11 protein-coding genes and 1 pseudogene are annotated in these 13,709 nt (G+C 59.2%); 4 read left to right on the forward strand and 8 right to left on the reverse strand.

Annotated elements, in window-relative coordinates:
• Positions 1-214: 214 nt before the first annotated feature.
• On the forward strand, positions 215-463 hold the full coding sequence (locus QQK95_RS02050) for a helix-turn-helix domain-containing protein (protein ID WP_284268330.1): 249 nt from the start codon (positions 215-217) through the stop codon (positions 461-463).
• 1,413 nt (positions 464-1,876) lie between these two features.
• On the opposite strand, the gene QQK95_RS02055 is transcribed toward QQK95_RS02050, so the two are convergent.
• The 4 genes from QQK95_RS02055 to QQK95_RS02070 all read right to left on the reverse strand — a co-directional run bounded on the left by QQK95_RS02055 (position 1,877) and on the right by QQK95_RS02070 (position 4,606).
• Positions 1,877-2,068 carry a hypothetical protein gene (locus QQK95_RS02055; protein WP_284268333.1) on the reverse strand — a complete coding sequence of 64 codons (192 nt, stop codon included), beginning with the start codon at positions 2,066-2,068 and terminating at the stop codon, positions 1,877-1,879.
• Between the two features lie 290 nt (positions 2,069-2,358).
• On the reverse strand, positions 2,359-2,607 hold the full coding sequence (locus QQK95_RS02060; protein ID WP_284268048.1) for a DUF6894 family protein: 249 nt from the start codon (positions 2,605-2,607) through the stop codon (positions 2,359-2,361).
• Complete coding sequence (locus QQK95_RS02065) at positions 2,604-3,329, reverse strand: Crp/Fnr family transcriptional regulator (RefSeq protein ID WP_284268335.1); 726 nt, start codon at positions 3,327-3,329, stop codon at positions 2,604-2,606. Before QQK95_RS02065 ends, QQK95_RS02060 begins: the two co-directional genes overlap by 4 nt.
• A gap of 1,001 nt (positions 3,330-4,330) precedes the next feature.
• Positions 4,331-4,606, reverse strand: a complete 276-nt coding sequence (locus tag QQK95_RS02070; protein WP_284268337.1) for a hypothetical protein — start codon at positions 4,604-4,606, stop codon at positions 4,331-4,333.
• 988 nt (positions 4,607-5,594) lie between these two features.
• Here QQK95_RS02070 and QQK95_RS02075 point away from each other — a divergent pair.
• The 3 genes from QQK95_RS02075 (at position 5,595) to QQK95_RS02085 (ending at position 10,222) form a co-directional block, all read left to right on the forward strand.
• Positions 5,595-6,221, forward strand: a complete 627-nt coding sequence (locus QQK95_RS02075) for a helix-turn-helix domain-containing protein (RefSeq protein ID WP_284268339.1) — start codon at positions 5,595-5,597, stop codon at positions 6,219-6,221.
• A 156-nt stretch (positions 6,222-6,377) separates the two neighbouring features.
• Positions 6,378-6,734, forward strand: a complete 357-nt coding sequence (locus tag QQK95_RS02080; protein ID WP_284268341.1) for a hypothetical protein — start codon at positions 6,378-6,380, stop codon at positions 6,732-6,734.
• 812 nt (positions 6,735-7,546) lie between these two features.
• Positions 7,547-10,222, forward strand: a complete 2,676-nt coding sequence (locus tag QQK95_RS02085; RefSeq protein WP_409371646.1) for an erythromycin esterase family protein — start codon at positions 7,547-7,549, stop codon at positions 10,220-10,222.
• An 895-nt stretch (positions 10,223-11,117) separates the two neighbouring features.
• Here QQK95_RS02085 and QQK95_RS02090 read toward each other — a convergent pair.
• The 4 genes and pseudogenes from QQK95_RS02090 to QQK95_RS02105 all read right to left on the reverse strand — a co-directional run bounded on the left by QQK95_RS02090 (position 11,118) and on the right by QQK95_RS02105 (position 13,671).
• Positions 11,118-12,160 (reverse strand): annotated as a pseudogene (locus tag QQK95_RS02090) (IS110 family RNA-guided transposase).
• A 633-nt stretch (positions 12,161-12,793) separates the two neighbouring features.
• Positions 12,794-12,997: a hypothetical protein gene (locus tag QQK95_RS02095; RefSeq protein ID WP_284268345.1), complete on the reverse strand. Its 204-nt coding sequence runs from the start codon at positions 12,995-12,997 to the stop codon at positions 12,794-12,796.
• Positions 12,998-13,070: 73 nt separating this feature from the next.
• Positions 13,071-13,382 (reverse strand): hypothetical protein, encoded by a 312-nt coding sequence (locus QQK95_RS02100; RefSeq protein ID WP_284268347.1) that lies wholly within the window; start codon positions 13,380-13,382, stop codon positions 13,071-13,073.
• 67 nt (positions 13,383-13,449) lie between these two features.
• Positions 13,450-13,671 carry a DUF768 domain-containing protein gene (locus QQK95_RS02105; protein WP_284268348.1) on the reverse strand — a complete coding sequence of 74 codons (222 nt, stop codon included), beginning with the start codon at positions 13,669-13,671 and terminating at the stop codon, positions 13,450-13,452.
• Between the last annotated feature and the right edge of the window lie 38 nt (positions 13,672-13,709).

Raw genomic sequence — 13,709 nt, forward strand, 5'->3', positions numbered from 1 at the left:
TCGGAATGACTGGCCGGCTTCAAATCGGAATCGATGGCCGGCTTCGTCGGAATACGCAAACAATCGGCTTTTTCGCTGCCACGTCATGGTCTCCTTCCGTGGAACAAGTTTCCCGCGAAGTGGTCCAAACCAAGCCCGGTACCCGGTTTGCTAAATGTGATTTGTTGAGAATACTCCGTGGTGAAATACTCTGCAAGGCACTGTTCTCGGAGGCATGGAAATCCGAGAAGCGTTTGCGCAAAACCTAAGAGCCTTGCGGCGGGCTAGAGGCCTGTCCCAGGAAGAGCTTGCGCACCAGGCTGGGATCGATCGCACCTATATCAGTGCGTTGGAACGCAACGTGTACAACGCGAGCATCGATGTCGTTGACCGGCTGGCTGAAGTGCTGGGTGTGGATGTCGGAGAATTGCTGAAACGACCCTCAGCGGATCCGCAGAGATCGAAGTCTGAGCCTGATGAATAGAAACGCACAGACATCCCGTCAGCTAACTTCGCACGTATTCAGCGAAAGACAGGCCCGAGGCAGGAAAACGTTGAAGCGTGCTCTGGGTTCAGTCAGCCTAGCCCGTTTCTATAGAAATATAAGTGCAAGCCGCGCGCCATTAACACGGCGCAGTAGCGTGCGAGCGGCGGCGGCGCGCTTCATGTTGGATAGCGAGGCTAAATTCTTAAGCGCCTTGAACCTGACAATCGCAGCGGCATTCCTGCCAAACAGGCTCGCCGCCTACATGAACGAAATCAAAACCTTCCGACCTGGTCGAGGTCTAGCCCCCAAAAAGCTTCTTTCAGAAAGACCCGAACCTCACCTTCCAATTCTTGGGCCGCAGCCCCATCCGGTAACCGTAGTGCTCGATGCCAACCTTTTGTAATGGGGAGTCAAATGCATGACGGGCGCCCTTGAGGACTTCAAGCTGCACGGCCCTTCCCTTGCCGCTGCGCTCTGCCACCATCTCTTGGCATTTTTGACCGAGAAAGCATAATCAAGCTCGCCGATCACAATCAAGGTCGGAGCCTCCATGTTGCCATGTATGCGAGCAGTCAGGATAATAGGCTACCGCTGTATTGAACGTGCGCTCCATAAACTCCTCGGCTCCGCCAAGCGGCTAGAGGAGAACTTGATCAATGCTATGCGCCGCAGGTCTACAAAACTATCTTTAGACAGGAAGCCCAGAGCGCTGTTGGCGTCATCGAGGCGCGCTTCTGAAAAGAGCGCCATCATTTGTAGCTCAGGATTGAAACACCGATGCGGTCGTCGGTCACGCGCGAATGAAGTGGCCATGATTGCCATCTCGTCGACGACCTTGATGCTCCCCCGTGCCATGCCTTGATTGTGGAGTGGCCAATTTAATCGCAACGCGCCGTGATGGGCGCTGGGCTAGTTTGACAGTGTGTCGCGCTAGCTCGCCTCGCCGTTCGAATGATGCCAGTCCCTTGGGCTCGGTGCACACCCCAACAAAAGCCGGTTACCCGAGAGCTGACCGAGTGCCCCAAATCGCCGACCGCCGGGGCCGTCAGGTTTTATGCTCCATGCGGAGGGAAGCGCCGAATTGATTGATCCGCCTGATGGGCCAGACGTGATGGCGCCCCGCGGCTGCCAGGCTGTTGCTGAAATTTCAGGTGGGCTGCAAAAATCGAAAGCTTCTTTTCATAGCCTATACGCACCATAGATTTGCAGCTGTCGCATCTGAAACTTCCGACTGTGCGGAGCCAGGAACCAGACCTGACCATAGGGTGTGAACAGGCTGGACAGTGGAACTGCATCGGCACGTTGCTCAGCTCATCGCACAAAGCCATTTCCGTCGTTCTCCCCAACCGGTGTTCCGGCCCAGTTCGGCGTACGTCCACCAAAGCCCCACTCGCATCCCCAGCAGTCAGCTTAAAGCCGGTCGAAATCGACAAGTCCGAGACGTCTTCGCTGGCCCTCGGCATAGGCCAGGGCGAATGACTCCAGTTCGAATGCTCGCGTTAGTTCTTCGTCGCCATCGACTACGCGGACGAACCACTCTCCGCAGGCTTCCATGACTTCAACGCAAGGATTGACATTGCTGCCAGGCGTCACGCTGTCCATCGCAAGCTCCACAGAAAGAATGGGTGTCTCAAGGTGACCAGAATATGATGATTATCCGCAACTTATGAGCGCCATCGCCATCGACAGGAACCGCGTTTTGCGTCGCGAGAGCACGTAGGCTTCGGCAGCCCTTTCAAGCGTCACTGTTTGAAAATCGTGGACCATCAACACTCCTCCCTTGAAACACGTTAGGGCGGGCTCTCTTCGCACTTCAAGGCTTGGTATGAATCCGAACAGTTAGGTTGAGGACATATTGAGCGATCTTCCAGGGGAGCTAGGTCGATGCCACATCAGGTTTCTGAAACCACCTCGCCGAACGGCATCACCAGCACAGTTCTGCCGCTCTCGTCGGTCACTTCGAAGTTGCAGTCGAACCAGCTGCGGAGCGCGTCCATGCGGTTGTGAAAGACGAGATCATAGGCGTTTGCGAGCGCATGGCCCCGCACAGCTTCCTCGTTCTCCAGCTCATCGCCGTCAGGGTCCGGTATGAGCCGGCCGCGATAGCGAACATTCATGAAGTAGCGCAAGATCCACCTCATCTGTCTCGCTTGATCGGGAACTGAAATACGTTGGAATATTCCTTCTCTGCGAACCCGTAAGCTTGGCCGGCGATCTGCTCCAGCTTCTCGCGATCTCTCACCGTGACGTGGCCGCGCGTGGCCCGGATCACGCCCGTTCCCTCCAGCATCTGCACCGCCAATGTTACACCAGGACGACGCGTGCCCAGCATGACGCTCATAAACTCATGGGTCACGGGCATATCGTCTTTTTCCAGACGATCGTGGGTCATCAGCAGCCAGCGGGCCAGCCGCTCCTCGATGGAGTAGCCGGCGTTGGCATAGGCGGTCTGACTGACCTGGACGATGAAGGTGTGCACGAAGCGCAGAAGCAGCGCGCGCAGCGTGGCGCTGTGGTCCATCGCTGCCTGGAGTTCGGCCACCCCGATGCGAAACGCTTCGCCCGCAGCCTGTACCATGCAGGTGTGAGGCGTGCGATCCACGCCGAGCACCACGGCCGTGCCCACCAACCCCTCCGATCCCACCATGCCGACCTCGAAGCGACCTTCTTCGGTATCGGCGACGATCGAGGCAATGCCATATTCGGGGAAGGTGACATGCGTGATCGTCTGTTCCGCCCGGAACAGGTGTTCACGCACCTCAAATGTGACGGCTTCGATATGCGGCTGCACGAGCGCGAAATCGTCGCGCGAAAGGGATGCAAGCAGGCGATTTCGGACGCTGGATTGCTGAAGCTGAGCCATGCTCTCGCCTCCCGTTTGGGGCAAGAGCACACGCATCTCTCAGCCGCTTGCGCCCACTCAGATCGGCAAGCGATGGCTCACCATCCTCTCAAGTCGGGCGGCAGGCAATTGCGAATGTCGCTTTTGGGCTTCGGAAATATCCTTGGGTACGATTTCGAACAGTGGGCGAAAGTGCAGGCGAGGTTTTCGAACCAGCACTGCATGGTTCTGCCGGAACAATTCCAAACTGGCCGGGTTTGAGAACAAAGGTGGCAACAATGGCCCGAGAGCACCCTCGCAACCTCGCCGAATTGTTGCGACGGCAATTTTCGAGTGAAGTTTTGAGACGGCATTTGCGCGGCCTGCCCATCTTTCGCGTCGAAAGATGGCTTCCCGATCGACTGCGCAATCTGATGGATCGCTTGTCGCGGAAGGCAACAAAAAAGTAGGCGCGGCGCGTTTGGTCTAGCTCTTGATGAAACCAGAGCACACCCTATTCGACCCGCTGGATACGGCCGTTGTTCAGGCGGAAGACGCCAGGTGACCGCTCTGTCTCTCAAAGTGGGTCTGGAGTTCATCCCAGGTGCCCAGATAAGTATGATGGCTGGGAAACGCTAGTCAAATCAAGTATCGGCCTTTGAGGACCATATTCGCGGCAGCTTCTACGCCATTCCCCTATGGCTGGGTAGCGCCAGAAATGTACGATTTCTTACCAAACAGACTGATTGCCTTCCCGGATGCTATTGTGGCGGCGTGACGTCTCCATGATAGAGGATCGCACGATGGCAAGCAGCGAAGCTGAGTTCGTGCACCGCGAAAATATCAAGCACTTCGAAAAGAAGCTGGAGACCGAAACGGACTCGGCCACTCGAAGGGTGCTCTTCAAGCTTCTGGACGAGGAACGGACGAAACTTGCTCGGGTACAGCATCGGACGCCTGGGCCATCTCATTCCGATCATTTAGAGCGTTAGCCAAAGCGGGGACTTTGGGGCAGCAATTAGGAATCGGTAGCCTGTGACGCACTACGCCAAGGCAAACGCCTTGAGGTTCGCTATGACGGCTTCTTTCGAGTGGTAGAGGTCCACATCGTTGGTGTCACCAAGGCAGGGAATGACGCCATGAGCGTCTACCAGATGCGTGGCGGCAGCGATAGCAATGGGCGTGTCGGTTGGAAGACTATGCGGCTCGATGAAGCATTCACCGTCACTGTGATCAACGAGAAATCCGAAGCGCCCGTACCGGGTATTGCCGTGGGCGAAAGCCTTCCGGGCGATGTATTGCCAGATCTGGACCGCCAAAGTCGCATGCCTCTTCAGCATGAAATGCGCAGTCTGATAGATAGATTATGGTGGCCGGCCTGTCGAGGACAGTATTCCTATCCTTCTTCGTGTTTGCCAGCCAGATAACAATCGCCGACGATGCCCGCGAGTGCTTCAAGCGGATGGCGTCATTGTAGCACACACGCCTGTTGATCGAAATCGCGAGCGTCATACGCAAAGGAATGTCTACTTTTCTGGTATCGCTTCCGAAAATCAGCCGTTCTGTTGACGGCCCCAAAGCCGTCGGACGGCAATGCGCCTGATCTCGGCCGTCCAGAGTGGCTTACGGCAGTTCCGATAGCTGCTGTTGGAGCGGAAAGAATTAGGGCACGTGCTTGTCGGGGATGACGTCACTGCGGCGAACTGCCGGCGTGTGATTTGCATCAGACAAGTGTGCGGAGACATGGTGACCGGTCACGACATCGCGGAGTTCCTCCGCGCCCCACGGGCCAATTCTGTGACCCTCTCCTCCGTCAGCGGCCGTTCTGTCGCGACTTGAACTCGCGACACGTGGTCCGAGAGGGGCTAACCGACTGCAAGTCCTATCCCTGTCACAATGATTGCAAGCGCGAAAACAGAACCGAGTAGCCATTCGCATCGTGGACGCTGTTCATGGTGTGCCTCTTCAATGAATATGAAACCACATTGAAGGGACGTGATCTCGGCACCTTGATGCGAGCCAATGGCGCGTCGACTCTGCGGGCTGTTGGCCCGGCTTTGGCTGTATGGGTCTCTCCCTTGACAGGATCGGCAAAGGCAAGACGTGCGTTCACCATCCCAGCGCGAATAACGATAGGTTTCCGCAAAGCACCTTTGGCGACGCTCGACTGGCATCGCCCCACCTCCGAAGCGGCATTGGCACCATGCTAACCGTCAGCCTAGGTAGTTTCCCGTAGGGACAAAACCGAATTTCGCCACCCCCCGATTCGCGCGATTTGTGTGTCACGGATCAACCGGGAAAACAGCCATGCACGCATACACGGCCTCCAGAACTGCCCTGTCATCGCCTGTGGCATTCGAGCCCACACTGCTGCAACCGCTTAGCTTCTATCCCGCCAGCGCGGAGATCTATGCCCACGGGGAGAAGGCCGGAGCCGTCTATCAGATCGAGTTCGGCGCCGTGCGTGTCTACCGCCTGCTTGCTGACGGCCGCCGGCAGATAAGCGCCTTCCACCTGGCTGGAGAGACATTCGGCTTCGAAGCCGACACGACGCACCATTTCTTCGCGGAAGCAATCAATGCCACGGGTGTCCGCGTCTTCCGCGCCACTGCTGGAACGGACATGTCCCATCAGTTGTTGCCATTGGCGCTCAAGGGCTTGACCAGGGCTCAGGAACACCTGCTGGTCCTCGGTCGTCAGAACGCCATCGAACGTGTTGCCGCCTTCTTGGTCGACATGGCCGAGCGGCAAGGCGGGTTGCGGCAGATCGAACTGCCCATGTCGCGCATGGACATCGGCGACTATCTGGGACTCACCATTGAGACGGTCTCACGGGTTTTCACCCGGCTGAAGGACAAGGGCGTCATCCGACTGCTCGGCCTACGAAGTATCGAGATCGTCAAGAGCGACGCCCTTCAAGACATGAGCGAATGACTGGACCTCGTCCAGCACATGGCGCTGAAAGCTAGGAGATCACGCAGGTAGCTCGATAGTGGGGTACGAACCGTCGGCAATTTCGACATTGACCGTGATCGGACGAAGCATTGGCCTCATCTATTTGGCGAGCGCACTGCAATCGGAGGTGACGCCATGAAGAAAACCGGACTTCAGATTATCAAGTTGGCAGTCTCGGCCACTGTTGCCGTGGCGAGCATCGGTATCGGTGTTGGATTGTCGGCGCTGTTGACCGGTTCCGACCTTCGTCAACATCAGCTTCATCCGGTCATCCGCGTTTCAAGGGCCGACGCCAGGATTTGGGAAGTGGCTCAGCCTGACAAACCGTACGAACCGCCGCCGTCATCCAGTGCCCGCTTGCTTTTGATGGCCCGGCTTTTGCCGAGTTGGGTTCGCATTCAGTGCGAGACGAACACCGGCAAGGAGAATTGCTCGAGCAGGGGTCTGGTCATCCCGCCGAACAAGGCCTCACGGATTCGCGAATGGCTGTAAGCGCCGGTCGGTCTCGGCTTTAACGCCATGCATAGCCTGCTATCAAATCGTGCCCTCGCTCATGGATCGTGGCATGGACTCTCGACGTCAGCTTTTGCTGCCTCTGGAACCCTCAGCCATTCGTGCAGGAAGTTGATCCGGCTGTCTTCGTCCTTTTCAGGCCAACGAAAGACTAGCGAGCAACACCGCGATCAAGATTGAAACGGGGACCGAGAGAAGCAGTCCAACCTCAACCAATCGCGTCTCCTTGTCGCCAAACATTGGGATCGCCCTATTCATGTTTTTCGTTCGGGTGAAGGCACCATTTGCCATGCAAACGCAACAGCAAAGCCCCGTGCGCCAAAATATGTCGAAACGAGGCCTGCGCCATTGATCCAAATCAATGGCAATGCGGCGGGCCTGGGAAGAATGTTCCTCAAATGAGGGAACTTCAATGCAGCACGAGGCGATTCATTTCCACTCTTCGAGGCGAGTGAATTTAGCTTGGCATGCACAACACCCGGCGCCTGCCGAAGGGACGTCCGAGGATGGCTTGGCGTGGCATCTAATGAATGCTGCTCGCTGCAACTGCCTTCAGCTTCCCACGGAAGTCGGACAGGAACTTGAGAGACGCCAGATCTTTACATTCATTTCTGAGCCGGCGTGATCGGGGCGGGCATACGCTGGACGGTGCCTGCTGACGCATCGCCTCCTTCACGGATTTGAACAGGGCGGCCGAAACACACCGCCAATTGTCGGCGCGACCGACTGGAAGACGATGCCTGTTGCGCGAAATCAATGTGGAGACGCCTGGGTCGGGTAGGATTTGTGTCATGATAGCGTCTAGCATCAGATTTGCCGATCGCCCCGATGCCGGAAGACAGTTGGCGGCGCGGCTGTTGCCGATGGGGCTGGACAAGCCGGTGGTCTATGCCCTTCCCCGCGGCGGCGTACCCGTCGCCTTGGAGATCGCGCGCGCCTTGCGGGCGCCACTTGACCTCATCCTTGTGCGCAAGATCGGCGCACCGGGCGCTCCAGAAGTGGCGCTAGGCGCCGTCGTCGACGGCGCGGATCCTCAGACGGTCATCAATGAGGAGGTGCGCCGACGCTCTGGCGCGGATGACATCTTCCTGGAGCGTGCCCGCGCACGCGAACTGGCCGAACTCGAGCGTCGCCGGTCTCGCTACTCGGGCAGCCGCCTGGGGGTGGACCCTGCCGGGCACACAGCGATCATCGTCGACGACGGCCTGGCAACCGGAGCGACCATGAAGGCGGCCATACTCGCGATGAAGCGGCGAGGAGCCAAAAAAATCTGCGTAGCGATACCGGTGGCGCCTGCCGAAGCTGTGGAGGCCATCGGCGAGCAGGCTGATCTGGTCGTATGCCTTCATCGCGCAGAGAATTTCTATGGCGTAGGCGGCTTCTACGACGATTTCCACCAACTGACCGACGAGGAAACGGTCGGTCTGCTGCGACAGGGTTGGGCAGAGAGCCCGGACGCCTCGCGAAGTTTGCCAGCCGGTCTTGCGAAACGACAGGTTGCGGTGCCGCCGCTCGGCCTGGTGGGAGACCTCTGCGTGCCCGCCGATCCTCGCGGCATTGTCCTGTTCGCCCATGGAAGCGGATCGAGCCGGCTCAGTCCCCGCAACGTCGCGGTTGCGGATACGCTCAATGCCCATGGCTTTGCCACTTTGCTGTTCGACCTGCTGACGCCAGCCGAAGCGCACGACCGGCGCAATGTCTTCGACATTTCCCTCCTGGCGGAGCGTGTGACCGAGGCCGCGCTCTACATCAGCAGCGAGCCCGACATCGCCGATCTGCCACTGGGTCTGTTCGGCGCCAGTACCGGCGCCGCAGCGGCTCTGCTTGCCGCGGCCGAACTCCGTAACCGCATTGCCGCGGTGGTGTCGCGGGGAGGCCGCCCTGATCTAGCCGGGACGCGGCTGGCCGAAGTCGTGGCGCCAACGCTGTTGATCGTTGGTGGTGAGGACCGCCATGTCCTCGAACTGAACCGGCAAGCTCTGGCGGCGCTGACCTGCGAGAAACTGCTGAAAATCGTTCCGAAGGCCGGCCACGTCTTCGAAGAGCCCGGCGCGCTCGAGACGGTCACGGAGATGGCGAACGCCTGGTTCCAGCACTACCTGTCGCCGGCCGCGCTGGAGCCCGCTCCAGTGGCGCCGTCGGCGGAGCCAGGCAAGCCCGCGCAGCCGGTGTCGATCATCAGTGCGCTTCGCGACGCAGTTGAGCCGCTGCCCGCTCCTGACGATCCGGCCTTTGCCAGTGCCTTCGACCGTTTTGCATCGTCACGTGTCGTTCTGCTCGGTGAGGCCTCTCACGGCACGTCTGAGTTCTATCGCGCCCGCGCCGCCATCACCCGGCGGCTAATCGAGCACCATGGCTTCACTGTCGTTGCCGTGGAGGCGGACTGGCCGGATGCCGCGACGATCGACCGCCACATACGCCAATTGCCTTACCAGCCGACACGGGTGTCTCCATTCACCCGGTTCCCGACCTGGATGTGGCGGAATCGGGATGTCGACGACTTCATCGGTTTCCTGCGCCGGCACAACGACGCGAAGCCGCCCGAAGAACGGGTCAGCTTTCACGGACTGGATCTGTACAGCATGACTGCCTCAATCGCCGCGGTACTCACATATCTCGACCGCGTCGACCCTGCTGCCGCAGCGGAGGCGCGCGCCCGATATGGCTGCCTCGCGCCTTGGTCGCGGGAATTGGCGGCCTACGGCCGGGCGTCGCTGAGCAAGGGCTACGCGCTGTGTGAACTGCCCGTGGCCCGCACACTTGTCGATTTGCTGCAAAACGAGTTCCGGTATGCAAGCAGGGACGGTGAGCAGTTCTTCGACGCGACGCAAAACGCCCGCCTGGTCGCCAACGCCGAGCGCTACTATCGGGTCATGTACTATGGCTCTAACGAATCGTGGAACCTGCGCGACCGGCACATGTTCGAAACGCTTCAGCGGGTGCTTGCTTGGGCCGGACCGGACGGGAAGGCTGTAGTCTGGGCCCACAATTCGCATGTCGGCGACGCCCGCTTCACAGACATGGGGGCTGAACGGGGCGAGGTCAACATCGGCCAGTTGTGCCGGCAGGCCTATGGCTCCGAGGTTGCCCTGATCGGTTTCGGCACCCATTCCGGCACGGTTGCAGCGGCTTCCGAATGGGACGCACCCATGGAGATCAAGACCGTTCGCCCCTCCCGTCCGGACAGCTATGAGTGGCTATGCCATCAACTCGGCCACGAGCGGTTCCTGCTGGACCTGCGCCGAGGTCTTGAGAGTAGCCTGCGCAGCGCTTTGGCGCAGCCCCGACTGGAGCGCTACATCGGCGTCATATACCGACCCGAAACCGAACGCTGGAGCCACTACTCTTCAGCATCGCTTCCCGATCAATACGACGCTTTCGTATGGTTCGATCAAACGCATGCAGTCGTACCGTTGCCGACCCAAGTCACGGCCGGCGAGGACGAAACATATCCATTCGGGCTCTAAAGAGACGCCGTCTGGCGTCTTTCGAAACCACGACCCATGACGTCATACCTACCGCCGCAGAGAGGTTCGATGCTCACGGTGGAAATCAGCGGGCACCTGCCGGCACTACAAAATTGTCCGCTGCGATCGCGTCGTTAGGAAGCGCTCGGTTGACCTGCCGACGGTGATCGGCACGCGCCAGTGAACTTGCCACCCTGCGCGTTGTCCCAGAGGAATTGGGCTGGACCACCATCAGAAGCGGAACGACCGCTTTTTTGTGTCGGCTTTGCCAAACCTGACAGTCCGGTTCCGGCCCAGTACAGACCTTTGAAGGACAAGCGGCGAGGACGCACTGTTCAGCGGACGCGCTTCGCACCTTTTAGATTCCCATACCATATCAATAGTTTAATACGACAACGTACATTGCAGCATAGGCTCGCAATGTGCGAGAAATGACGAAAAGTCAAACAAGAACAACCGCCCGACCGCCGCGCAATGTGCGCGCTTTTATCCTGCCGTCTTAATCGGTTGTGCTTCGCGAGATTTCTTCAACATCGTCGTTCCTCTTCTACAGTGCGATAATATACGAATCTATTCTCTGCGTCACGATCCGGGATTCCGAGGTCGAGTTCCGATGCGCCGTGCAGTCTTCCGCGCTCTGCGACGGGGTGTTTGGGCTGCACGAATGCAGCGCTCGAGCCGTCGTGGCGCAATTTGCCATCGGTCTGACGGAGCAGCGTCACAGGCAATCGAGCGCGGTCCGGCCGTCTTGCGATCGGCGCGGCCGCAGGCAGGATAACGTGCGTTCCGTCGTTCCTGGTCTGCATCGGTCCTCATCCGCCGGAGCGGATCTCCTTGTCTCAGATGGCGTCCGTCAGCGTGCGGACGCCATGCATTTGAACTGTCGGTCTTCTGCTCATCGATGTGCACCCAGCAGCTTGCGGGCCTTGTCGTGCGCGCGCCGACCGGCGTCCGCCTGACTTGCCGCCGGATCGCCGACATAGAACGTGCCGTCGCTCCAGAGCGCGTGCATGATCACGGCCAGCTTGCGTGCCACAGCCACACAGGCCTTGCGGTGGCATGAGCGCTTGGCGATCGCCTGACCCCAGCTCTTGACCTTGTCGGCGCCCTTGAAGCGCGTCATCAGGCCCGAGGCCGCCTCGTAGAGCGCGCGCCGCACATCCGCGTCGCCCGCCTTCGAGATCCGACCCTGGACGTCGATCGTGGAACCGGATTGCCAGCGTCGCGACGTCAGCCCGAAGGAGGCCGCGACGTCGCGCGAGCGGCGGAAGCGCGACGGGTCGTCGATCGCGGTCATGAAGGAGAGCGCCGTCACCGGGCCGACACCGGGGATCGCCATGAAGCGCCGGCACGTCTCGTTGCGGGCGACGATTTTCACGACGACATCGTGCAGCCGGCAGTACTGTTTCCACAGCGCCGCGCGCGCCGTCAGCATGGCGTCCATCAACTCGGCCGACAGCGGATCGTCCGCCACCGCCTTGCGCACCGCCTGCTCGAAAGCCGCGCGTCCGACCTTGCTCAGGCGGATACCGAATGACTTCAGCGAGTGCCGGATGGCGTTCTCCAGGTCGAGGAACTTGGCCTTCAAATTGCGCCGGTGCGTCAACAGAAGCTTCGTCCGGTAGCAATCTTGCGACTTGATGTAGGCCTGGCGGAACCAGCCCGTGCGCATCAGATGGGCGATGCCGAGCGCATCGGCCTTGTCGGTATTGTTGCGCTGCGCCGACATCGCTGCGCGCACATGCACGGTCTCCAGGCAGATCGCCGGCAGGCCTAGCTTCTTCAGCTCCGGATGCAGCCACGGCGACAGCGAGCCCGCCTCGTGGCCACGCGGCGCAGCCGCTCCAGGAAGGGTTTGAGCGCCTCGCCGGCGAGCAGAATGAAGCGCCTTGCGGCCAACACATCGTCTGTATCAGCGAGGCCGAGCCGGCCGCCCATGTCGGCGACCGCCACTACAAGAACGCACAGTGGGATCCGGCATTGGGGCGAAGAAGATGAGGAAGCCTAGTTCGGGTGCGTCTCCTTCCGCGATCACGCCATTATGCTCCCCTAATAAATCGGCCATCTGTGCGGCGCGGCGGACAAATTTCCGCCTGGCCGGCGCCTTTTACCCCAACACCCCCGCCCAACGAGGTGTCGGCCATTTTTCAAGGGAACATCCCGACATCAGGGCCGTTTTCACGGATGGCTCTCGTTACCGGGTTCGCGTCAGCAGTGGTGGTTCTCTTTGTGGTGTTGCTGTTCACGCATGCAGCCCGAGACCTTCAAAGCTCGCCGATCTATCACAGGATATGCCGCCGACTGCGCAGAGCCTTTTAGTCTTATATTTCCCTCAGCTTAAATAATGGCAGGACTAAAGTCCGGCGCATTACCAGATAAGGTCTGGCGTTACCGCTTTGGTTCCGGTAACATTCGTTGGACGTTCCAGTACTTTAGCCGATCAGCATATTAGGGCTTCATGAAACCGTCATGAAAGACGAGGCAAGATTGGCTAGCCGATGGGGCGCGATCCTCCCAAGTTCGGTGTTCCCGACTGACCTCCAGAGCCCGGCTAGAAACCGGGCTTTCTTTTTACGTCTGGTGGGCGAGCTTCGAGCGGATTTCGTTGACAGCGTTAGCGATCGCATCTGCGGTCGTCATGTCGACGGCCAAGTCCAAGATGCCCGCCGTGGTCTGGATCGAAAGGATGCCTAGAAGGCCACTCTCATCCTCGACCGTGCTGACGTGAATTTCGGTCGGCACGAAAGGCAGGGCCTTTTTTCCGGTACGCTTCATTGGAAACTCATTGCCTTAAGCAGCGGCGACAATCGCGCAATGCGTCAACGATTTCAAGCGGACCACATGGCGCTTAGCCAGCCGCGCGGGAGCCGCATCCTCGCTCGAAAGTCGGCTTCCAGTCGTGGTTGCGCTTCGCGTTTACGCCTTCGTAGTCAGGAATGCAGGTGAAGAACACCGGGCGCTGATCTCGGCCGTCCGCTTTGCAGTGCGAGCAGACGAACAGCCCGACAAGATCGTCATGCATTGAGCCGTGGCCTGGCCCGAGGCGGTCTATCAGCGCCTGGATGTCGAGTTTGGTCGATCTGCAGCACATGGGATGGCTACAGTTGACGTGCACGCTTTCGCGCGCTGCTAAGGTATCGGCTAGGGTCTTGAGAGGCATGGCGATCTCCGTTGGAGTTCGCCGCAACGGGAGGATTATATTCCTCGCCTCAAGGTCTGTGGCAAGCCTATTCGGGCAGGCCAGGCTCGTAATGCACAATCCAATCGAACAGTGTGCGGTATAGGCTCTCAACCTCTTCATCGATTTCTTCACGCTTGATCCCGACGGTTTTGGCGTCGGAAAATAGCATGTGGGTGATCTCAGAAATAGAAACAGCGTCCGGTTTCGCGGTCTCGGGCACGTTGTTAGCTATCCACTGATGCAGGAAGTTGATTCCGCGCGTGCTCATGTGACGATAAGTTCGCCCTGTCGCTTAGGTTCCGGCGA

Source organism: Mesorhizobium huakuii (assembly GCF_030160235.1).
Lineage (GTDB): Bacteria > Pseudomonadota > Alphaproteobacteria > Rhizobiales > Rhizobiaceae > Mesorhizobium > Mesorhizobium huakuii.

Bases quoted from the DNA above. Each gene is read 5' to 3' on its own strand.
- QQK95_RS02105 (WP_284268348.1), bottom strand. From the start codon at position 13,671: ATGAGCACGCGCGGAATCAACTTCCTGCATCAGTGGATAGCTAACAAC.
- QQK95_RS02085 (WP_409371646.1), top strand. From the start codon at position 7,547: ATGATAGCGTCTAGCATCAGATTTGCCGATCGCCCCGATGCCGGAAGA.
- QQK95_RS02095 (WP_284268345.1), bottom strand. From the start codon at position 12,997: ATGAAGCGTACCGGAAAAAAGGCCCTGCCTTTCGTGCCGACCGAAATT.
- QQK95_RS02050 (WP_284268330.1), top strand. From the start codon at position 215: ATGGAAATCCGAGAAGCGTTTGCGCAAAACCTAAGAGCCTTGCGGCGG.
- QQK95_RS02080 (WP_284268341.1), top strand. From the start codon at position 6,378: ATGAAGAAAACCGGACTTCAGATTATCAAGTTGGCAGTCTCGGCCACT.
- QQK95_RS02075 (WP_284268339.1), top strand. From the start codon at position 5,595: ATGCACGCATACACGGCCTCCAGAACTGCCCTGTCATCGCCTGTGGCA.
- QQK95_RS02100 (WP_284268347.1), bottom strand. From the start codon at position 13,382: ATGCCTCTCAAGACCCTAGCCGATACCTTAGCAGCGCGCGAAAGCGTG.
- QQK95_RS02055 (WP_284268333.1), bottom strand. From the start codon at position 2,068: ATGGACAGCGTGACGCCTGGCAGCAATGTCAATCCTTGCGTTGAAGTC.
- QQK95_RS02060 (WP_284268048.1), bottom strand. From the start codon at position 2,607: ATGAGGTGGATCTTGCGCTACTTCATGAATGTTCGCTATCGCGGCCGG.
- QQK95_RS02065 (WP_284268335.1), bottom strand. From the start codon at position 3,329: ATGGCTCAGCTTCAGCAATCCAGCGTCCGAAATCGCCTGCTTGCATCC.